General features: G+C 72.2%; 17 protein-coding genes. 6 read left to right on the top strand and 11 right to left on the bottom strand.

Annotated features, from left to right (window positions below; all coding sequences use genetic code 11):
- Positions 1 to 268 precede the first annotated feature (268 nt).
- Positions 269 to 1,048, bottom strand: a complete 780-nt coding sequence (locus ABT053_RS20465; protein ID WP_350970681.1) for a putative hydro-lyase — start codon at positions 1,046 to 1,048, stop codon at positions 269 to 271.
- Between the two features lie 666 nt (positions 1,049 to 1,714).
- Between ABT053_RS20465 and ABT053_RS20460 the strand changes: the two genes are divergently transcribed.
- From ABT053_RS20460 to ABT053_RS20450, 3 genes are all read left to right on the top strand, one after another.
- Positions 1,715 to 2,674 carry a LysR family transcriptional regulator gene (locus ABT053_RS20460; RefSeq protein ID WP_350970680.1) on the top strand — a complete coding sequence of 320 codons (960 nt, stop codon included), beginning with the start codon at positions 1,715 to 1,717 and terminating at the stop codon, positions 2,672 to 2,674.
- A 156-nt stretch (positions 2,675 to 2,830) separates the two neighbouring features.
- Positions 2,831 to 4,336: a S1 family peptidase gene (locus tag ABT053_RS20455; RefSeq protein ID WP_350970679.1), complete on the top strand. Its 1,506-nt coding sequence runs from the start codon at positions 2,831 to 2,833 to the stop codon at positions 4,334 to 4,336.
- Between the two features lie 235 nt (positions 4,337 to 4,571).
- Complete coding sequence (locus ABT053_RS20450; RefSeq protein ID WP_350970678.1) at positions 4,572 to 6,047, top strand: hypothetical protein; 1,476 nt, start codon at positions 4,572 to 4,574, stop codon at positions 6,045 to 6,047.
- 213 nt (positions 6,048 to 6,260) lie between these two features.
- Here the strand turns inward: ABT053_RS20450 and ABT053_RS20445 are convergent, their stop codons facing one another.
- The 5 genes from ABT053_RS20445 to ABT053_RS20425 form a co-directional block, all read right to left on the bottom strand.
- Positions 6,261 to 7,100: a sugar phosphate isomerase/epimerase family protein gene (locus ABT053_RS20445; RefSeq protein WP_350970677.1), complete on the bottom strand. Its 840-nt coding sequence runs from the start codon at positions 7,098 to 7,100 to the stop codon at positions 6,261 to 6,263.
- Positions 7,101 to 7,394: 294 nt separating this feature from the next.
- A complete protein-coding gene (locus ABT053_RS20440; protein WP_502991821.1) occupies positions 7,395 to 8,570 on the bottom strand; it encodes a substrate-binding domain-containing protein in 1,176 nt (391 codons plus the stop codon).
- A 74-nt stretch (positions 8,571 to 8,644) separates the two neighbouring features.
- Positions 8,645 to 9,565 carry an ABC transporter permease gene (locus ABT053_RS20435; protein WP_350970836.1) on the bottom strand — a complete coding sequence of 307 codons (921 nt, stop codon included), beginning with the start codon at positions 9,563 to 9,565 and terminating at the stop codon, positions 8,645 to 8,647.
- A gap of 180 nt (positions 9,566 to 9,745) precedes the next feature.
- Positions 9,746 to 10,795 carry an ABC transporter permease gene (locus tag ABT053_RS20430; protein ID WP_350970675.1) on the bottom strand — a complete coding sequence of 350 codons (1,050 nt, stop codon included), beginning with the start codon at positions 10,793 to 10,795 and terminating at the stop codon, positions 9,746 to 9,748.
- The gene (locus ABT053_RS20425; protein ID WP_350970674.1) at positions 10,792 to 12,252 is read right to left on the bottom strand and encodes a sugar ABC transporter ATP-binding protein; all 1,461 of its coding nucleotides are present in this window, start codon (positions 12,250 to 12,252) and stop codon (positions 10,792 to 10,794) included. The genes ABT053_RS20430 and ABT053_RS20425 overlap by 4 nt, the downstream gene beginning before the upstream one ends.
- Positions 12,253 to 12,544: 292 nt before the next feature.
- On the opposite strand from ABT053_RS20425, the gene ABT053_RS20420 reads away from it, so the two are divergent.
- The 3 genes from ABT053_RS20420 (at position 12,545) to ABT053_RS20410 (ending at position 15,604) form a co-directional block, all read left to right on the top strand.
- Positions 12,545 to 13,732, top strand: a complete 1,188-nt coding sequence (locus ABT053_RS20420; protein WP_350970673.1) for an ROK family protein — start codon at positions 12,545 to 12,547, stop codon at positions 13,730 to 13,732.
- A gap of 241 nt (positions 13,733 to 13,973) precedes the next feature.
- The gene (locus tag ABT053_RS20415) at positions 13,974 to 14,639 is read left to right on the top strand and encodes a GNAT family N-acetyltransferase (protein WP_350970672.1); all 666 of its coding nucleotides are present in this window, start codon (positions 13,974 to 13,976) and stop codon (positions 14,637 to 14,639) included.
- Between the two features lie 194 nt (positions 14,640 to 14,833).
- On the top strand, positions 14,834 to 15,604 hold the full coding sequence (locus tag ABT053_RS20410; protein ID WP_350970671.1) for a hypothetical protein: 771 nt from the start codon (positions 14,834 to 14,836) through the stop codon (positions 15,602 to 15,604).
- 133 nt (positions 15,605 to 15,737) lie between these two features.
- On the opposite strand, the gene ABT053_RS20405 is transcribed toward ABT053_RS20410, so the two are convergent.
- The 5 genes from ABT053_RS20405 to ABT053_RS20385 all read right to left on the bottom strand — a co-directional run bounded on the left by ABT053_RS20405 (position 15,738) and on the right by ABT053_RS20385 (position 20,790).
- Positions 15,738 to 16,703 (bottom strand): UDP-glucuronic acid decarboxylase family protein, encoded by a 966-nt coding sequence (locus ABT053_RS20405; RefSeq protein ID WP_350970670.1) that lies wholly within the window; start codon positions 16,701 to 16,703, stop codon positions 15,738 to 15,740.
- Positions 16,700 to 17,749 carry a glycosyltransferase family 9 protein gene (locus ABT053_RS20400; protein WP_350970669.1) on the bottom strand — a complete coding sequence of 350 codons (1,050 nt, stop codon included), beginning with the start codon at positions 17,747 to 17,749 and terminating at the stop codon, positions 16,700 to 16,702. The genes ABT053_RS20405 and ABT053_RS20400 overlap by 4 nt, the downstream gene beginning before the upstream one ends.
- Positions 17,750 to 17,783: 34 nt before the next feature.
- Positions 17,784 to 19,022, bottom strand: coding sequence for a glycosyltransferase family 9 protein (locus tag ABT053_RS20395; RefSeq protein WP_350970668.1), 1,239 nt, complete (start codon positions 19,020 to 19,022; stop codon positions 17,784 to 17,786).
- 537 nt (positions 19,023 to 19,559) lie between these two features.
- The gene (locus ABT053_RS20390) at positions 19,560 to 20,003 is read right to left on the bottom strand and encodes a cytidine/deoxycytidylate deaminase family protein (RefSeq protein WP_350970667.1); all 444 of its coding nucleotides are present in this window, start codon (positions 20,001 to 20,003) and stop codon (positions 19,560 to 19,562) included.
- A gap of 10 nt (positions 20,004 to 20,013) precedes the next feature.
- Positions 20,014 to 20,790 carry a RibD family protein gene (locus ABT053_RS20385; protein ID WP_350970835.1) on the bottom strand — a complete coding sequence of 259 codons (777 nt, stop codon included), beginning with the start codon at positions 20,788 to 20,790 and terminating at the stop codon, positions 20,014 to 20,016.
- Positions 20,791 to 20,851: the final 61 nt, after the last annotated feature.

Raw genomic sequence — 20,851 nt, 5'->3', positions numbered from 1 at the left:
CGCCCTCGGCTTCGGCTTCGCGTCCACGTCCGGCAGGCCGGACGCGGCCTCTTGCCCGATCCGCCTCATGATCGATCCGCCCGACCCCCGTACGGCCTCATGACCGGTCTGCCCGGCCTCCGCGTGACCTCATGACCAATCGCCGCGGTCATGACCGATAGCCACACGGGGTACGGCCCGGAAGGTGCCCGGCCTCGTGCACGGTCTCCCCGCGCGTACGGTGTCAGGGGCCGCCACGCGACAGCGGACCGGGCGCCGTGGAACGGGGTCACGGGACCTGGAAGCGGTCGTCCCTCGCGTCGGTGATCGCCATGTGGCCGGGGAGGTGACCGATGGCGAAGGAGACCCCGCTCGCCATGACGGCCGCCTGCGGCGTCACCCCGCAGGCCCAGAAGACCGGGGTCTCCCCCGCCCGCACCTCGACGGGGTCGCCGAAGTCGGGCACGCCCAGGTCGGCGATCCCGATCTCGCCGGGGTCGCCGACGTGGATCGGCGCCCCGTGCACGGCCGGGTACCTCGCGGTCACCCGTACGGCGGCCGAGACGAGGGAGGCCGGGACCGGGCGCATCGAGACGACCAGCGGGCCGCTCAGCGATCCCGCGGGGCGGCAGGGGATCGAGGTGAGGTACATGGGCACGTTCGTCCCCGACTCGATGTGCCGCACCGGGACCCCGGCCCTCAGCAGCGCGTCCTCGAAGGTGAAGCTGCAGCCCAGCAGGAAGGCGACCAGGTCGTCCCGCCAGACGTCGCGGGCGTCGTCGACGTCGGCCACGGCCCTGCCGTCCTTGTAGACGCGGTAGGCGGGCAGGTCGCTGCGGAGGTCGCCGCCGAACAGGCCGGTGCTCACCGCGCCGGGGTCGCCGACGTCCAGGACGGGGCAGGCGACGGGATTGCGCTGGGCGAACAGGAGCAGATCGTAGGCGAGCTCGCGGGGCACGGCGAGCAGGTTGGCCTGGGTCCAGCCCCGGCACCATCCCGCGGTGGGGGCCCGCAGCCCCTCCCTGAAGTGCTCCCGGGCCTGCGCGGGGGTGAGCGCCGCTACATCCATCGGCGGATCATAACCTCGGTTCCGCCTCCCGGCCAGCGTCCTTCGTCCGCGCGGGGAGCACGCGACCGGCCTCCCCCGGTACGTGACCAGGTGGCGGCGCCCCTCTCCCCCGCGAGGAGCGCGCGACCGGCCCGCACCGGCATGTAAACAAGCGCGGCGCCCTTCATCCGGGCGGGGGAAACGCGACCGGCCTCCGCCGACGCATGGCCGGGCGGCGACGTTCCTCCGTCCGTACGAGGAGCGCGCGGCCGGCCTCCGTACATGAACACGGCGTCATCCGTTCGCGCGAGGAGCGCGCGACGGCCCGCGCCGGCACGGGGCTGGCGACGGGGTTCTTCCGCTCGCGTGGCGGCAGGGTCCCTTCCTCTCACACGGGGAGCGCGGGGAGTGTGAGGAGGCCGGGTACCGGGGTGTCGGCACCTCCGGGGGCCGGAATATCGGCGAAACCCGAATCCCGGGAATCTCGAATATCGGACACCGTCGTCACACCGCGGCCAGGTGGGACGGAAGCTCTCTAGATGAGACGACAGGAAGGCCAATAAAGGATGTCCGTAACTATCGCATTTAAATAGCCTTAATTGTTTTTGGAACGATTCGACAAAATTGAGTCATATTTCATGACATGTTGGCATTGCGGGTATAACGTCTCGGCCTTACGTTCCCGGTATGGATCTCGAGCTCCGACACCTCAAGATCGTGCGCGCGGTGGCACAGGCCGGCAGCGTCACCAAGGCCGCCACCCACCTCGGACTGGCCCAACCCGCGCTGACGGCGCAGCTCAAACGGATAGAGCGGGTTCTCGGGGGAGCTCTTTTCGAACGTGACCACAACGGCGCCAGGCCCACGCCCCTCGGGCAGCTGGTCCTGTCACGCGCCATGGTGCTGCTGCCCGCGGCCCGCGAACTCCAGGAGGAGGCACTTCGATTCGCGAACGCGAACGCCGACATCCCCAGCTACCGGCTGGGTGCCACCAACGGCCCGATCCTCGGCGGCCTGATGGACCGTCTCGCCACAGCCTGGCCGTCAACCCCGGTGAGCACCCACACCTCCTGGTCCGCGAGGGAGCTCACCGCCATGGTGATGCTGGGCCGGATCGACTTCGCGTTCATCGGCGCCTGCGGGGAGAGCCCCCCGCCGGTGGAGGGGCCGGTGGTGTGGTCGACCGTGGGGACCGACCCGGTCTTCGTACTGCTCAACGAGGACCATCCGCTGGTGGACAGGGAGGAGGTGGAACTCGCGGAACTGGCCGACGAGCAGTGGACGGTCACCCCCGGCGACAGCTGCTTCGGCGACTGCTTCGCCACGGCGTGCGCCCGCGCCGGCTTCACCCCCAAGACCATCTACGAGACCGACGTGGCCACCTGCATGCACCTGGCCAAGGTCGGCCGCGCCGCCGCGCTGTGCCAGGCGACCTTCCAGCCCGCAGAGGGGCTGAAGCTGGTACCGCTCGCGGGAGCTCCGCTGCGCTGGCGGCAGCTGCTCGGCTGGCACCCGGAGGCGTCCAGCGCCGCGGTCGCGACGTCGATCCTCGAACACGCGAAGGCCGCGCACTCCGACGCGATCGGGCGGAGCAGACGGTACGCCGGGTGGCTCGCCCACAATCCCGGGCTGGGTACCTCTCCATGACATGACGAGACGAAACCAGACGAAACGCCGGGCGGCTCACCTATGACCCCGAACCGGGCACCTCTCCATAACGTGACGATAGGAGACATCTGGTAGAGGCGCGCCTCGTGTGCACACCGTTACTTTGACGGCACCCCCCACACGAGGAGAGTACCAATGCTCCGCAGAAGTGCCGTGGCAGCGGGCTTCGCGCTCGCTGTCGCGATGGTGGCCACCCCCGCCACCGCCGCTCACCAGGGACCCGGCGAATCCGCCGCCCCGTACACCCTCGCCGAGGCCCGGACGCTGGTGCAGGCCACCGCCAAGCCGTCGCCCGGACTGGTCGACGCCATCCGGCGCGACCTCGGCGGCACCGCCGAGCAGGCGTCGGCCCGGCTGATCAACGAGGCCGCCGCCGCCAAGATCGAGCCCGCCCTCCGCGGGCAGCTCGGCGCGTCCTTCGCCGGATCCTGGGTGACCGGCCCCACCTCCAACCTGGTGATCGCCACCAGCGACTCCACCAAGGTCGCCTCGCTCGCGAAGTCGGGCGCGGAGGTCAAGCTCGTCAAGAACTCCCTGGCCACGCTCGACACGGCCAAGGAGCGGCTCGACCAGCTCCTGGCCACCGCGCCGAAGTCGATCCCGTCCTGGTACGTCGACGTGACGAGCAACAGCGTCGTCGTGCTGGCCGGTGACGTCGCCGAGGCGCAGGCGTTCGTGGACGGCAGCGGCGTGGACAGGGCGCTGGTCCGTGTCGAGGCCTCGCAGGAGAAGCCCAGGCCCCTCTACGACGTCCGCGGCGGCGACGCCTACTACATGGGCGGCGGGCGCTGCTCGGTCGGCTTCTCGGTCACCCGCGGCACCCAGGGCGGCTTCGCCACCGCCGGCCACTGCGGCACGCCCGGCACCACCACCCAGGGCTACAACCGGGTCGCCCAGGGCACCTTCCAGGGCTCGTCCTTCCCCGGCAACGACTACGCGTGGGTCGCCGTCAACGCCAACTGGACCGCGACCGGCGTGGTGAACGGCTACAGCTCGGGCATCCTCCCGGTGACCGGCTCCACCCAGCAGGTCGTGGGCAGCTCCATCTGCCGCTCCGGCTCCACCACCCAGTACCGCTGCGGCACCATCAGCCAGCACAACACGAGCGTCACCTACCCCGAGGGCACCATCACCGGCCTGACCCGCACCACCGTGTGCGCCGAGCCCGGCGACTCCGGCGGCTCCTACATCTCCGGCAGCCAGGCCCAGGGCGTTACCTCCGGCGGCTCGGGCAACTGCACCTCCGGCGGCACGACCTACCACCAGCCGATCAACGAGATCCTCTCGGTGTACGGGCTCACCCTCGTGACCAACGGGACCCCGCCGCCCACCGGCTGCAGCGGCTACCAGAACTCCTACACCGGCTCGCTGACGTCCAACGCCAACGCCTACCAGCCCGGCACCGCCGGTTACAGCGCCGGCGCGGGCGTCCACCGCGTCTGCCTGGACGGCCCCAACGGCACCGACTACGACGCCTACCTGCAGAAGCTGAGCGGCTCCACCTGGACGACCGTGGCCAGCGGGACCACCGCCAACCCGGACGAGGCCTTCACTTACAGCGGCACCGCGGGCACCTACCGCGTACGGGTACACGCCTACAGCGGCTCCGGCTCCTACACCCTCGGCCTGACCAGGCCGTAAGGCCCTCTCCGCCCGGCCGGGGCCGTGAGGCTCTCCCCCGGCCCGGCCAGACCGCAGGGTTCTCCCCGGCCGGACTCGACCGAGTCCGGCCGGGGAGACGCGGGAAGGTCGCCCGAGACCGGGCCGGTCCGACGCCCCCGCGGACCGGCCGCCCCGCCGCCCTCCCCCGCGAGCCTGTGCGACCTCGTGGGGGAGGGCGGCATCGCCATGTCCGGGCGTCGAGAACAATGGGGGGATGAGCGACCTTCTGACGCTGAGCGAGGGCGCGGTGCTGACGCATCTCGCCACCCGGGCCGAGCTGGCGAGCGGGGTGCTGCCCGCCTCCGACGACCTGCGGCTGTGGGCCCGGCTGGCCGACGGCGAGGGGGTGCCGCTGGCGGGCGGCGGCCGGATACGCACCTCGCTCGACACCGGCGAGCCCGTCCTGACCGGGCCCGGCGGCTGGCTCGACGGGGTGGAGCCCGAGCAGGTGGTCGCGCTGCGCCTGCGCGGTGGCACCCTGGAACTGTCGGTCACCGAGCTGGACGACGTCCCCGCCGAGCGGGCGGTGCGGGTCGTCCAGGAGTTCGGGGAGCAGGCGCTCGACGCGCTGCGCGCCTTCGCCGAGGGGCTGGAGCCCAGTCCCGGCGTGCCGGTCGACGTCGTGGTCCTGGAGCTGCTGATGAAGGCCCCCGAGACCTTCGCCGACCCGTTGCCTCCGCTGGCGCCGCTGCTGCGCAACGCCTCGCTGGAGCTGCGCGACGGCCGGGTGGGCATCGTGGGCGCGCCGTGGGACACCGCCTCGGTCGCCGACCTCGCCCCGCTGGACATCATCAGGCTCGCCCTGGTGCGCAGCGCGCTGCGGACGTACGGCGAGGGCGCCGACCTCTCCAAGGCCGTCACCTACCTGTCGCGGTCGGAGGTGGTGCTCGCGCGGATCGCCGACGAGGTGGAGCGCGAGCCGCTCGGCCCCGCGCTGGTCGAGGCCCTGCCCCGCACCGAGCCGGCCGCGCTGCTGCTGATCGCGAGGTCGGCCGAGGGCGAGGGCCGCTCGTTCGAGGCGTCGGGGCTGATCTCCGAGGTGCTCTCCCTCTCCCCCGGCATGGCGCCGGCCGTGCGCGACGCCGCCGAGTACGCCGCGTGCCGCACCGACCCCGGCGCCCCGCTGCCCGAGCGGGCCGCGCACCTGTTCCGGCAGCTGCTCGCGTACGCCTACCGCCCGGCCCGTCACCGGCTGATCGAGGATCTGATCGCGCTGAGCGTCCGGGTGGCCGAGCCCGCCCTCGCGGACCTGGCGCTGTTCGAGAACGACGTCGTGGGCGAGTTCCTGGACGCGCGGGCCGAGTGGCTGCGCGACGACGAGGTGGAGCTGCTGGAGTCCTGGCGGCGGACGCCGCTGCGCCTGTGGGAGGTCCTCGGCGTGTCCGGGAACGAGATCACCGTGGCCGCCGCTGCCGCCGAGGGGGACGCGGGAGGCGAGGGCGGGGAGCGGGTGACGCTGTCCGACGAGCTGCTCTCCGGGCAGGCGCTGCCCGGCGACCTGATGCTGACCAGGATGCTGGGCGACGGGACGGGGCCGCACGTGTTCGGCCACCCGTTCAAGGTCGATCCGGAGCGGCGGGAGGAGATGCTCGCCCTGCTCGCCGACCCCGTCGACCCCTACGCGGTGGCCGCCTTCTTCAGGCGCCCCCGGCGGGCCCCCGGCACGCCGGGCGGGGACGCCGGACGCTGACCCGGGGCGCTGATCCGGGACGCTGATCCGGGACGCTGATCCCGGGGCGCGCCGGAGACGCCGACCGCTGAACGCCCCCGCGAGGACCGGGGTGTGCCGGCGCGCGGGCGGTGTGACGCGGCCGGGCCTCCGGCCGCGCGTACAAGGGGGCGTCGCGGCCCGGCCTCCGGCGGCGAAGGTGGAGCCGGGACCCGCCGGAGGAACCGCGGCTCGTCAGAGGGTGCGCAGGAAGGCGAGGCCCGCGGTGGCGAGGGCGTCCTGGGTGTCGGCGAGGGGGCGCCAGATCGAGGCGGCCGTGGCGATCGTCCGGTTGTGCGCGGTGAACGACTCGATGCAGAGCGGGCCCCGGTAGTCCACGGCGCGCAGGGCGTCGGCGAGGGCGGGCCAGTCCAGGTGGTCGGCGCCGGGCGCGCCCCGGTCGTTGGCGCAGACCTGCACGTGCGCGACCAGGCCCCCGGCCCGCCGTACGGCCGCCGCCGGGTCCCGTTCCTCGATGTTCATGTGGTAAACGTCCAGCGCGAGGCCGACGCCCGGGATCCCGCCGACCGCCTCGACGGCCTGCTCGACGGTGTTGATCAGGCTGGTCTCGTAGCGGTTGAGCGGTTCGACGGCGACCGTCACCCCGCGCTCGGCCGCGTACGCGCCGACCGGGGCCAGGTTCTCCCGCAGCTCGGCGTAACAGGTCTTGCGCTCCTCGGCCGACATCCGCCAGGTCCGCCCCACCGACGCGTAGGCGGGTCCGCCGATCACCGGGCTGCCCACCGCCACCGCGGCGTCCACGCACCCGCGCAGGTAGTCCTGGGTGGCGGCGACCGTCCCCGCGTCGGCGCCGACCAGCTCCCTGCCCGGCGGCATGACGAGGACCACCGACGCCTTCAGCCCGAGGTCGCCCAGCAGTTCGGCCGCCCAGCCGGGGTCCCAGTCGCCGACCTGCTCCACCGGCAGCTCGATCGTGTCGAACCCCCACGCGGCCACCTTCGGCGCCAGCCGGCCGAGATCCTCGTCCGTCAGCGGCGAGACCCACACCCACGTGTTGACCCCGATGGGGAACATCGGCAACCCCTTCCCTGAGTTCGGTGCGGGCTCGCGGCGAGCCCGTGAACGAGTTCGGCGGGCCCGTCGTGAGCCCCTGAACGAGTGCGGTGCGGACTCGTCGTGAGCCCGTGAACAAGTGCGGTGCGGGCTCGCGGTGAGCCCGTGAACAGGTTCGCCACAGGTCCGTCGTGGGCCCGTGAACGTGGTGGTGGGCTCCGGGCGCCGCCCGGCGGCGGTGCCCGGAGCCCGGCGGGTCGGCCTTACCGACCGCCCCAAGCCTTACTCGCCCTACCTGCCTACCTGCTTACCTGCTTACTTGCCGCCCCAGTTGGCGGGGAAGTCCGGCAGCTTCTCGCAGCCGCAGAGCGCGTAGTGCAGCGGAGGCATGTTGGGCTGCAGGTAGCTGTCCAGGTTCTCGGAAGTGATCTTGGGCTGCGGCAGCTTCCAGGTCTTGGGCACCTCCTCGCCCTTGAGGATCTTCAGGGCGGCGATGATCGGGGTGCGCCACTGGTAGGTGGGGTAGGTCGGCGCGATGGCGGTGAGGCCGCCGCTCTTCCACTTCTGCAGGAAGTCCTGCTGGTCCTCGCCGACGATCGCCGGCACCGGGACCCCGGCGTCCTCGAACGCCTCGACGGCCGCCACCGCGGTGGCCCCCGCGTCCATCCACACCCCGTCGATCTTGCCGTGCCGCTGGATGTAGTCGCTCACGATGCTCTTGGTCTTGGCCGCGTCGCCGTCGGTGAACTCCACCCCGACCACGTCGAGCTGGCTCTTGTCGAAGGTGACCTTCGCCGCCGACCAGCGGGTCTCCAGCACGTCGACGCCCGGCAAGATCCGCAGCGCGAGGACCTTGCCCCCGGCCGGCACCTTCTCCACCAGGAACTCCGCGCCGTCGGCGCCGAAGGCGTAGCCGCCGATGGGGTTTATGAACGTCACCGGGCAGTCGGTCTCCACGCCGCGGTCGAAGACGATCACCGGGACCTCGGGGCACGCGCCCGTCACCGCGGGGGTGAGCGTCGCGGTGGTGTTGGGCGAGACGATCAGCGCGTCACAGCCCTTGCCGACCAGCTCGGCGATGTCGGAGATCTGCTTGTCGTCCTTGCCCTCCGCGTCGAGCGCGGTGAACTGCTTGATCTCCTTGTGCAGCGCCACCTCGGCCTGCATGGTCTTCCAGCCCACCTGCCGCCACGGGTTGTTCACGGCGGCGTTGGAGAAGCACAGGTTGTAGGGGCCGTCCTTCTTGTACTTGGCCGTGTCCACCATCTCCGGGGCGATGGCCTGCTCCCACGGTTTGTCCGCGGGCCCCTCCGCGCTCTGGGTCCGCATGGCCAGCTGGGCGTCGTAGTCGGCCTGGACGAAGAACTTCGACTGCTCGCCGGTGTTGGGGGACGCCGCCGCCGTGCCGGTGGACGGGGCCGCAGCGGACGTATCGGGGGCGGCGCTGGAGGTCACCGGCTTGTCGCTGGCACATCCCGCGGCGAGCAGCATCGCGGAGACACCCGCGACGAGCACCGTGATCGACCTGTTCAATGAAGGTCTCCTTCTTTTTCTGGGGGGTGCGTTCAGACGCGTGCCGCGCGCCTGAACGGAAGCCGTACGGCGCTCGCCGCGACGGCGGCGATGATGATCACGCCCTGGACGGCGAACTCCAGGGCCCCCGAGATCCCGTACAGGTTGAGCAGGGTGAACAGCGCTTCGAGGGTGAAGGCTCCGGCCATCGCGGCGACCACGGAGCCGCGCCCGCCGCCGAGCGCCACGCCGCCGAGGACGACGGCCGTGATGGCCTGGAACTCCAGGCCCTGCCCGACCTGGGCCGAGACCCCCGCGAAGCCGCCGAGCAGGATGCCCGCGACGGCCGCGGCCAGGCCGGAGAGGACGAAGGCGGCGATCCGGGTCCGGTCGACCCGTACCCCGGACAGTCCGGCGGCGCGCTCGTTGTCTCCGGTGGCGATGAGCCGCTTGCCGAAGTCGGAGCGCATGAGGAGGATCGCCGCGGTGCCCGCGGCGAGGAGGATGAGCACCGACCAGGGCACCGGGCCGAGGTCCTTGCGGCCGAACATCCGGAACGTCTCCGACAGCGCGCCGCGCGGGGCGCCGCCGGTCCACAGGAACACCGCGCCGGACAGTACGAGCATCATGCCGAGCGTGGTGATGAACGACGGCACCCGCAGCCCGGTGGTGACGACCCCGTTGGCCAGCCCGACCAGCAGCCCGATCACGATCAGCAGGGCGAGCACCGGCCAGGTCGCCTGCTCCTGGCCGTCGATCAGCCGGGCGGCCACCACGACCTGCACGGTGACCAGCGACCCGACCGACAGGTCGAACTCCCCGGAGACGATCACGAAGTACTGCCCGGCCGCCAGGATGACCAGCGGCGCGGCCCGCTTGAGGAAGGCGAGGAACCCGGCGGGCTCCAGGAAGAACGGGTTGGCCAGCGCGATCAGCACCAGCAGCACCGCCAGCACGGCCAGGATCGGCCCCATGGACCTGAGGGCTCTCACCGGGATCCCCTCCGGATGCCGCGACGGGCGTGGACGGTCATCGAGACCCCCTCCGAACACCGCGACGGACGTGAACGGTCATCGAGACCCCCTCCGAACACCGCGACGGGCGTGAACGGTCATCGAGACCTCTCCGGGCGCCACCGCGTGCGTGAACGACGGTCATCGCGATCGCCTCCGGGCGGTGCGGCGGGCGTAGACGGCCACGGCGGCGACGATGACCACGCCGCGGACCACGTCCTTGAAGAACGCGTTGACCTCCAGCTGGTTGAAGACGCTGTCGAGCACGGCGAGCAGCAGCACCCCGCCGACCGTCCCCACGACCCCGCCCCTGCCTCCGGCGAGGGCCGTGCCGCCGAGGACCACCGCGGCGATCGACTCCAGGTCGTAGCCGCCGTCGGTGCCGACCGTGGGCGCGCCCGCGCCGAGCCTGCTCGCCAGCAGCAGCCCGGCGACGCCCGCGCAGACCGAGCACAGGACGTGCGCGGCGACGACGATCCTGCCGGTCCGTACGCCGGACAGCCGGGCGACCTCCTCGTCGCCGCCGACCGCGTAGATCCGGTACCCGAGCCTCGTGCGGCGCAGCAGGAACCAGACGGCGACCGCGACGGCGGCCCAGAGCAGCGCCGAGACCGGGACCGGCCCGATCCTGTCGTAGCCGAGCCGCTGGAAGGACTCGGGCACGCTGCCCGCGGGCCCGTCGTAGAGGTGGTCCACGACCCCCTTGACGATCAGCGCCGTGCCGAGGGTCGCGATGAAGGCGTGGACGTGCAGCCGGGTGATGACCAGGCCGTTGACCAGGCCGATCAGCGCGCTCACCGCGAGCACCGCCGCGACGCCGGGGACGATCCCGCCGTCCTGCCCGGCCATGATCTCGGCCGCGACGAGCGAGGTGAGGCTGATCAGGTACGCGACCGACAGGTCGAGCGACCCGACCAGGATCGCCAGCGTCTGCCCCACCGCGACGATGCCCAGCGCGGCCGAGCGCTGCTGGATGCCGACGACGGTCTCCAGCGTGAGGAAGTTCCCGCCGTCGAAGGCGACCAGCACCCATCCGACGAGCATCACCCCGGCCAGGGCCAGGTAGATGACCTGGGTCGAGCCGATGCGGCCCGCCAGGGCGCGACGCCCGCCACCTCCGGGGGGAACGGGGGCGGCGGGACCCGCGGTGCCGGTCGCCGCCGCGGGCCGGACCCGGCCGGTGCCGGTCATGCCGTCACCTCACCGGCGGCCAGGCGCATGACGGCCTCCTCGGAGGAGCCCGCCGGGAGCTCCCCGGCGACACGGCCGTCGCGCATCACCACGACGCGGTCGCTCATGCCGATCAGCTCGGGAAGCTCGGACGAGATCATCATGATCGCCATGCCGTCCTCGGCCAGGCCGCGCATCAGGTCGTGGATGGCGGCCTTGGCCCCCACGTCGACCCCGCGGGTGGGCTCGTCGAAGATCAGGACGTTCGGCGCGACGGTCATCCACTTGGCCAGCACGACCTTCTGCTGGTTGCCGCCGGACAGGTAGCGGACCTCCTGGTCGGGGCGGGGCGGGTGGAGCCGTACCGCCTCCAGGAGTTCGAGGACGCCTGTCCCTCCGGTGCCGCCGATCCTGCCGCCGTTGCCGATCCTGCGCACCGAGCGGGAGACCAGCAGGGCGTTGTCCCGTACGGACTGGCGCAGCGCGAGCCCCTCGGCCTTGCGGTCCTCGTTCACCAGGCCGATCCCGGCGGCCACGGCCTGCCGTACCGACACCGGCCGCAGCGGGCTCATCGTGCCGCGCGTGAACGGCTCGGCGCCGAAGAGGGCCTTGGCCAGCTCGGTGCGGCCCGACCCCTGCAGGCCGGCCACCCCGAGGATCTCGCGCTCGCGCAGTTCGAGGTCGATCCCGTCAAGTACGGCGTTGCCGCCGCCGCGCACGCTGAGCCGTACCTCGCCCGGCTCCGCGTTCCTGGCGGGGAAGTAGGTGCCGAGGTCGCGGCCGACCATCAGCCTGACCAGCTCGTCGGAGGTGATCCCGGCGGTGTCGGCGGTCCTGACCAGCGCGCCGTCCTTCAGCACCGTCACCCGGGTGGACAGGTCGAAGACCTCGCGCAGCCGGTGGGAGATGTAGAGGACGGCGATCTCCCGCTCCCGCAGGCGGGCCACCAGCCGGTAGAGCAGCTCCACCTCGTGTTCGGCCAGCGCGGCGGTGGGCTCGTCCATCACGATGATCCGGGCGTCCTGGGAGAGCGCCTTGACGATCTCCACGACCTGCTGCTGGGCGATGGAGAGGTGGCGGACCAGGTCGCGGGCGGAGAAGGAGGTCTCGCCGAGCTCCTGGAGCAGCCGGGTGGTCGCGGTCTCCATCGCCTCCCTGTCGACCAGTCCCCGCCGGACGGGTTCGCGGCCCAGGAAGACGTTCTCGGCGACGCTGCGCTCGGGCAGCAGGTTGAACTCCTGGTAGATGATCGCGACCCCGGCGCGCTGGGCCTCGACCGGGTGGGCGAAGGAGACCTGGGAGCCGTCGATCTCGACGGTGCCCTCGTCTGGGGCGTGCACCCCGGCGAGGACCTTCATCAACGTGGACTTGCCGGCGCCGTTCTCCCCGACGACCGCGTGCACCTCTCCGGCGGCGACGTCCAGATCGACCCCGCTCAGTACGCGAACTCCGAGAAAACTCTTGGCGATGCCGCGCATCCTCAGGATCATGGGATAACCGCCCCGGCGTGAGATCCGGCGGCGGGAAAACTTCTCAGGGATCTCGTCAGGGATGTCGGGGACAGGGCGAACACGTCCGAAAAGCCGGTTCCGACGACACCGGATGGTAATTGATTCGTCGGTATCGGCCCGATTTCCTCCATGTTTCCGGATGCTAAAGCGCCCTTATGCCGATGGTCAAGCAAAAGCACGTCACCATTTGGCATAATGGAGCAAGTAGAGGACCTAAGTCGCTTTGACGCGGTGGAAACAAGGAGTGTTGACTGTGCGCATGCTTAGCGAAGCGAACGGTTCGATCGCCGGCGCGGGGGCGCTTCTCAACATCCTGCGCGACGGTCAAGCCAGAACGAGGGCCGAGTTGGTCCAGCTCACCGGGCTGGCCAGATCCACCCTGGCCCAGCGTCTCGACGCGCTGCTGAGCCAGCAGTGGATCATCCCGACGGAGGAGGCCATCTCCTCGGGGGGCCGTCCGGCCATCGCCTTCACGTTCAACCGCACCGCCCGCGTCGTCCTCTCCGCCGACCTCGGCGCCACCCACGCCCGGGTGGCGGTCACCGACCTCGGCACCACGGTCCTCGCCGAGCGCGCGGCCGAGGTCTCGATAGACCGCGGCCCCGAGGAGACGCTCGGCTGGCTGCAGCGCACCTTCGAGGAGATGCTCGCCGAGACCGGCCACCGCCCGGACGAGATCTGCGGCATCGGCGTCGGCCTCCCCGGCCCGGTCGAGCACAGCTCGGGACGACCGGTCAACCCGCCGATAATGCCCGGCTGGGACGGGTTCCCCGTCCCCGAGTGGCTCGGCTCGCGCCTCGGCGCCCCCGTGCTCGTCGACAACGACGTGAACATCATGGCGCTGGGCGAGCACTGGGCCGCCCGCCCCGAGGCCGACCACCTCATCTTCGTCAAGATCGGCACCGGCATCGGCTGCGGCATCATCAGCGACCGCCGCCTGCACCGGGGCGCGCAGGGCGCGGCCGGCGACATCGGGCACATCCGGGTGGCCTCGGCCCTGAACACCGTCTGCCGCTGCGGCAACGTCGGCTGCCTGGAGGCCGTCGCCAGTGGCGCCGCGATGGCCGCCAAGCTGTCCTCGGACGGGGTGCGGGCCGAGGACAGCCGCGACGTCGTCCGCCTCGTACGCGGCGGCAACACCCACGCCGTCCAGCTCATCCGGCAGGCGGGCCGCGAGGTCGGCGACGTGCTCGCCTCGATCGTCAACTTCTTCAACCCCTCGGTGATAGTGGTCGGCGGCGACATCTCCGAGGCCGGGGAGCAGGTGCTCGCCGGTCTCCGCGAGGTCATCTACAGCCGGTCGCTCCCCCTCGCCACCCAGCACCTGACGATCACCGCCAGCGAGCTGGGCGACCGCGCGGGCGTGATCGGCGCCGCGGTCATGGTCATCGAGCACGTGCTGGCCCCCGGCAGCGTCGACCGATCCGTGTCCGTCCCCACGGTCTGACCGGTTCCGCCTGTCTCTGCTGGCTGTTTCTCCTGTTTTCCATCTCTGCTGTCTGTCTCCGCTGTCTGATCGGGTTTTGCCCACCCCTGCCGTTTCGAGTTCCTGTCCGTCCCTGCCACCCGGGTTTTGACCACCCCTACCGTGTCCGGCCGGCCCTCGCCCGTTCTCGTCCCTCGACCGCGCCGGTGAGCGAACGCGGACGACGGCGGGCGGACGGCGCCCGTGGGACACTCGTTCGACCATGAACGCCGAACCCATCACGACCGCCCGGCTCACGTTGGAGCCGCTGGCGGTGCGCCACGCGGCCGAGATGGCCGAGGTGCTCGGCGATCCGGCCCTGCACACCTTCATCGGCGGTTCGCCCGAGACCCCCGAGCAGCTCCGCGACCGCTACGCCCGCCTGACCGCCACCCCGCCGCCCGACCGGGCGGAGTCGTGGCTCAACTGGGTGATCCGCCTCCACGCCCCGGACACCGCTGCGGACACCGGCCCGGACACCGGCCCGGACACCGACTCGGACACCGCCCCGGAGGCCGCTGCGGACACCGGCTCGGACCGTCCGACCGGTGACACGGACGGCGGTACGGACAGCGACACGGACGGCGACACGGACGACGGTACGGGTCCGTCGGCCGACGGCTCGGGCCGGCTGGTCGGCTACGTCCAGGCGACCGTCTCCCGTGACCGCGCGACCGTGGCCTGGGTCGTGGGGACCCCCTGGCAGGGGCGTGGCATCGCCGGGGAGGCGGCGGTCGCGCTCGTCGCCTGGCTCCGGGAGCGGGGCACGACCACCATCGTCGCCACCATCCATCCCGACCACACCGCCTCGTCGGCGGTGGCCCGCCGCGCGGGTTTGGCACCGACCGGCGGCAGGGTGGACGGCGAGGTCGTCTGGAGATCCCGCTAGGTCCTTCCGGCCAGGTCCGGGACCGGCCCTTGCCGGAGACCTCTGGACCGCACGAACAGCGGGACGGGTGAATCCGGGGCGGATTCGCACGACCGTGGGACTCGCCGCACCGGGACGCGTCTGAGTAGGGATGCTCAGGGGGGCTGAGTGCGCGCGCCCTCCCCGCATTTCGCGATCTTCGAAATGCTCAGATCATGAAATGGTGGATTTTCCTGGTCGGGCTCGTCGCCACGGTGGTCGCGGCGTGGTTGCTCGTGTACGCCCACGTCCCGCTCTCCACGCTCCTGTCGCTCGGGCTCGGCGCGATCAGCCTCATCTGGCTGGTCGTGCTGCTCACCCTGCCGTGGAATCTCTACTTCGGGGCGCGCCAGGTGGTCCACGAGATCCACGTGTCCAGGGAACGCGGCATCGAGGTGCCCGAGGGGCACGAGGCCGAGGCCCTGGAGATCGCCCGGCGGATGCGCCGGTTCGCCATCGGCGGCCACATCGTCTCGGCGGCGGTCCTGGCGGTCATCACCTACTTCTCCGGCGCCTCGGTGGGCTACTACTTCGCCGGGTTCTACCTGCTGAGCACCTGTTTCCGCCCGGCGGGCGCCTACCTGTCCCACCTTCGCGAGCGGGTCACCACGTTGATGAGCGAGGCTCGTCACCCCCGCGAGGACATCGTCTCCCTCGTCGCCCGGGTGGACGGCCTGGCCGTCGAGGTGACCGCGCTGACCGAATCAGCCGAACGGCTCCGGGAGGTCACCGAGACGCTCGGCGCCGACCTGCGGAACGGCGACGAGGCCCTGGAGCGCCGGATCACCGGTCTCGCCCGGCGTTTCGAGGACACGGTGGACGGTCTCACCGACAACCACGAGGTCATCACCGGGCTCAAGGCCTTCCTGCGCCTCGTCCGCGCCGACGCCCCCGGCCGCGACCACGGTCACGACCACGGCCGGTACCACGGCCACGACCACGCCTGACCGCCGCTTCGCGTACGGCAGGAAACTCCACGTGCGGGGGTTCCGCACAGGCGGGAAAGTCCGTGTAAGCGGAGGTTCCGCACAAGCCGGAAACTCCAGGTAGGCGGGAAGGTTCGTGCGGGCGAGGGGACTGTCAGCCGGGGATCAGTTCCTGTGACGCGCTGAGTTCTCGGGTGAACCAGGTGATGGTGCGGCGCAGCCCCTCGATGACGTCGATCTTCGGCCGCCAGCCCAGCGCGGAGATGGCGAGGGAGATGTCGGGGCGGCGGATCTCGGGGTCGTCGTCGGGGCGGCCGACGAAGCGGATCGGCGACTCCGAGCCGGTCAGGTGGCGGACCGTCTCGGCCAGGGCCAGCACGGTCAGCTCGGTGGGATTGCCGATGTTGACCGGGCCGGTGAGCCCGCCGCGGGCCAGGGCCATGATCCCCTCCACGGTGTCGTCGACGTAGCACACCGACCTGGTCTGCCCGCCGTCGCCGGCCACCGTGATCGGCTCGCCGCGCAGCGCCTGGCGTACGAAGGTGGGAATGGCCCTGCCGTCGTAGGGCCGCATCCTGGGCCCGTAGGTGTTGAAGATCCGCACGATCGCGGTGTCGGCGCCGTGGCAGGTGCGGTACGCGGTGGTGAGGGCCTCGGCGAACCGCTTGGCCTCGTCGTAGACGCTGCGCGGACCGACCGGGTTGACGTTGCCCCAGTAGCCCTCGCGCTGCGGGTGCTCCAGCGGGTCCCCGTAGACCTCGCTGGTGGAGGCCAGCACCAGCCGGGCCTCCTTCTGCCTGGCCAGTCCCAGGGCGTGCAGCGTGCCCAGGCTGCCCGCCTTCAGCGTCTCGATCGGGTGACGCAGGTAGTCCACCGGCGAGGCCGCCGAGGCGAGGTGCAGCACCAGGTCTACCGTCCCCGGCACGTGCACGAACCCGGTCACGTCACACTCCACCAGCCGGAAGGACGGCAGCCCGGCCAGATGCCGGACGTTGCGCGGCGAACCGGTCAGGAAGTTGTCCAGGCAGACCACCTCCGCCCCCTCGGCCAGCAGACGCTCGCACAGATGCGACCCCACGAACCCGGCCCCGCCGGTCACCACCACCCGTCGGCCGTTCACCGCACACCCACCTCCGTCAACCGCGCCACGGCGTCCAGGACGTCCCAGACCCCGATCTCCAGCAGCCCCGGATCGGGCTCGTACCCGTAGGGGTCCCCGAGACCCCCGGTCCACAGGACGGTGTGCGGTCCCGTCTCGGGAGGTCCCCACCGGGCGGGTGAGACCGGGCCGAACAGCACCACGGAGGGGGTGACGAAGGCCGCCGCCAGATGGGCCACCCCGGTGTCGCCGCAGATCAGCAGCCGGGCCCTCGCCACCAGCTCGGCCAGTTCGAGCGGCCCGGTGCGCCCGGCGAGCACGGACGTGGACGGCAGCCCGGCGAGCAGTGCCACCCGTTCGGCGAGGTCGCGTTCCCGCTCGCTCCCGGTGATCACGATCTCGTGCCCGTTGTCGCGCAGCTCCGCGGCCACGAGCGCGAACCGCTCCGGCGGCCAGCGCCTGGCCGGGTACGCGGCCCCCGGGTGGATGACGACCGGCCGCGAGTCCTCGTCAGCGAGCCGGGGGCGTCGCAGTTCCAGATCGGCGGAGTCGGCCTCGATGCCGTACCAGCCGAGCAGGTCGCACCAGCGCCGCACCTCGTGCACGCCCTCAGGCCCGTCCGGCCACTCCGGTCCGTACGCGTCGGGGAAGGCGGGGTGCGCGTGGGTCAGCAGCCGCACCGGGCCGGTGCGGTGGAGCGCGGCGATGCTGTGCGGGCCACCGCCGTGCAGGTTGACGGCGACGTCGACGCGGCAGCCGAGCGGCGGCACGTGGCCGGGTCCCGACACGTCGCACACCTCGTCCACCCCGCCGATCAGCGGCACCAGGGGCGCGAGCGCGGAGGGCGCGGCCAGCACGATCCGGTGGCCGGGGTGGGAGCGCCGCAGGGCGCGCAGCGCCGGGACCGCGGTGAGCAGGTCCCCCAGCCCCAGCCCGCGCAGCACCACCATGAGCGGCCGGCCGTCCGGAGCTCCCGCGACATCGACGTTCCGCCCTCCGGCGTCGGGGTCGGTGTCGCCGACGCTCTCCAGAGGGCTCGCGTGATCCGGTACCAGGGGGACTCTCATGTGACTGCCTCTTTCACGAACGTCGTGGCGATCCTCATGTGACGGCCTCTTTCACGAACGTCAGGCGGTCGACCGCCTCGACGACCCGAGTGCTCGGCACCGACGACAGGCACGGGTGACCGGCGACCGGGCAGGTGCCGGCCCGCGTCTCCCTGCAGGGGGCCTCCTGGTCGCCGAGGACCACGGTCGGCACCCCGTACGGCGCCCAGCGCCCTGCGGGGACCACGGGGGCGAACAGGCTGACGACCGGCGTGCCGACCGCGGCCGCGAGGTGGGCGGGACCGGCGTCGGCGGCGACCACCGCGCACGCCCCTTCGAGCACCGCGGCGAGCTCGGGAAAGGTCGTCCTGCCGCCCAGGTCGACGACGGACCTCGCCGGGTGCCCGCCCGGCCGCTCGCCGCGCGGGGCCGAGGGGCCGTCCGGACCCCGGCCGCCCGTCGCGGCGGACTGCCCGTCGACCCAGCCCTCGGTGAAGGTGGGCTCCTCCGCCTCCTCCCAGCCGCGCAGGCGTACGGGTCCGCCGCCCATCCAGCCGCCCGCGAAGAGCGGGCCGGGCGACAGGCCGTGCTGCCCGACGCCGGAGGCGATCCGCGCGGTGAGCCCCCGCTCGTCCTGGCCGCCGGTCACGACGACCCTGCGGCCCGAGCGGACCAGGTCGTGGACCGCGCGTGCCCAGTGCTCCTCCGGCCACGCCCTGGCCGGGGCCGACACGCCGGGGTGCAGGACCACGTAGCCCGGCGGCCCGGTGAGGTGGCCGACGTCGGGCAGCGGGCGTCGTACCGCGAGACCGCCCGGGTCTCCCTTGGGGAGCCGGAATCCCGCCGCGCCGGCCAGCCCGAGCATCCGTTCGGGCTCCGGCACGTCCACGTCCTCGTCGACGACGTGCCGCACGTCGAGCAGCGAGCCGGGGTAGTCGGCGGAGATCGCGGCGATCCTCAGCGCGCCCGCGAGCCGGAACAGCAGGGCCAGCGGCAGCGGCGACTGGTGGAGCGAGGTGAGGATCAGAGCCTGCTCGGGGGCCACGTCCCGGACGATCCGCAGCAGCCTCAGGACGTGCGGGCCGGTCAGGGGCGGCGCGGCGGGGTCGATCCACGGCGTGCGCCACTCCACCACCCGCGACACCCCGGGCAGCAGCTCGGCGGCGGCCCGGCCGTACGGCCCGGTCAGCAGCACGACCTCCCGCGCGCTCGCGGCCACCGCGCGGATCGCCGGTCCCGCCAGCAGGACGTCGCCCGCGTTGTCCACGCGGGCGACGAGAACGGTGCCGGTCACCACCGTCCCCCGGGCCGTGCCACGGTGGTGATCTCCCCGCTGACCACGGGGGCGGCCGACGGGTCATGAAAAATCACGTTTTTTCCGAGAAATCTCATGGTGCTCGGCCTCTCGTTCGATATCTAATGACTACCGAGCGGAGCGGCCGTACAAACCGAAAAATCGTATATAAGCGCAGTTGAGAGGGTTATACGATTACTCTTATCGCTATAAGTAATCATTCCCAGGGTTATCCGGCGACCTGACCGGGTAACAAGGCGGACCACCGCGACGGCGCGTCCCTTTCAGCGGTGCCCATCACTCCCGAACCGGGCAGAACACCTCCGGCGATCGTACGCTCGGCAGGATCAAGGGCCCGTACGGCATCGGGGTGCACCGGGGAAACGGCCGGCCGGGTCAGGGGTCCGGTACGGAATCGGGGTGCACGGGGACCGGAGACCCGTCACCGGATCAGGATCCGGTGACGGGATCGAGGTTCACGGGCAACCCGTCAGCCGGATCAGAGGTCCGTGCAGGCCGGGATGTCCGGGGAGCCCGTCAGCCGGGGACGAGGTGGGCGTTGGGCTCGCGGGCGCGGTCCGCCAGGTCGGGAATCTCCAGCACGGTCACCCCGGCCGCCGCGAGTTCCTCGGCCCCGTGGCAGTCGACGAAGACCAGCGGCTCGCGCCACGCCATCACCACGCGCCGGACGCCGCTGTCCAGGATCAGCCGGGTGCAGGTCCTGGGACGCGACCTGCGCGCGCTGCACGGCTCCAGGCTGCTGTAGACCGTGGCACCGGCCAGCCGGGGATCATCCGGGGAGATCTTGGCGAGCGCCGACTCCTCCGCGTGGACGTGCGGGTCGCCCTCGCGCGAGTATCCCCGGGAGATCTCCTCGCCGTCGGCGGAGACGACCACGGCGCCGACCGAGAAGGCCGTATCCGAGGGCGGGCACGACCCCGCCAGGTCGCACGCCAGCTCCAGCCAGTCGTGGTCGTCCATCGGGACCTCCTCAGCTCAGCAGGTAGCGCAGGAGGGTGACGTCGCCCATCGCGCGGGTCTCCGCCAGGTTCATCCTGCGACGGCGGTCGCGGGGGAAATCGCCGCCCAGGACGAAACGCGGGGCGGCGGGGTCGCCGACGAAGAACGGGGCGACGACGAGGTGGAGCTCGTCCACGAGGTCCTCCCGCAGGAAGCGGGTGTGGACGGAGGTGCCGCCCTCGACCATCAGGCGGCGCACCCCCCGCCCGTACAGGTCGGAGAGGACGCGGCCGAGATCGACCCCGTCGCGGCCGTCACCGCCGTCACCACCGGCGTCACCCGGGCCTGCCGGGTCCACCTGGCTCCCCGGGCCTCCCAGGTCTCCCGGGCCCCCCGGGTCTGCCGGGCCTCCCGCGTCGACCACCTCGGCGGCCCCGCCGAGACGGTCGGCGAGTTTCGCCACGGCCGCCGGAGCGGCGTACACGATCCTCTCCGCGTCACCGGCGGTGAAGAAGGCGGCGCCGGGATCGAGGTCACCGGTGGCGGTCAGCGTCACCTTCGCCGGAGACGGCGGCAGGCCGCGCGCGGCCCGCTCCCGCCCGCGCTCCGGTGACCTGACCAGGAGCCGGGGGTCGTCACGGCGGACGGTGCCCGCCCCGACCAGGATCGCGTCGCAGGTGGCGCGGACCGCGTCGACCCGGTCGAAGTCCTCGTCGTTGGAGAGCAGCAGCCGGTGCGGCGTGTTGTCGTCGATGTATCCGTCGACGGACATCGCGCAGCTCAGCAGCACGTACGGGCGCTCGCCCACCCTCCACCTCCCCGATGGCACCGGCCGATCGTAACAACCCCCGCCCGGCCCGCTCGCGGCG

The organism is Streptosporangium sp. NPDC002524, assembly GCF_040295985.1.
Taxonomy (GTDB): Bacteria; Actinomycetota; Actinomycetes; order Streptosporangiales; family Streptosporangiaceae; genus Streptosporangium.
Note: the sequence above shows the minus strand (reverse complement) of the source record. Positions and strands in the feature narration are given on the sequence as shown.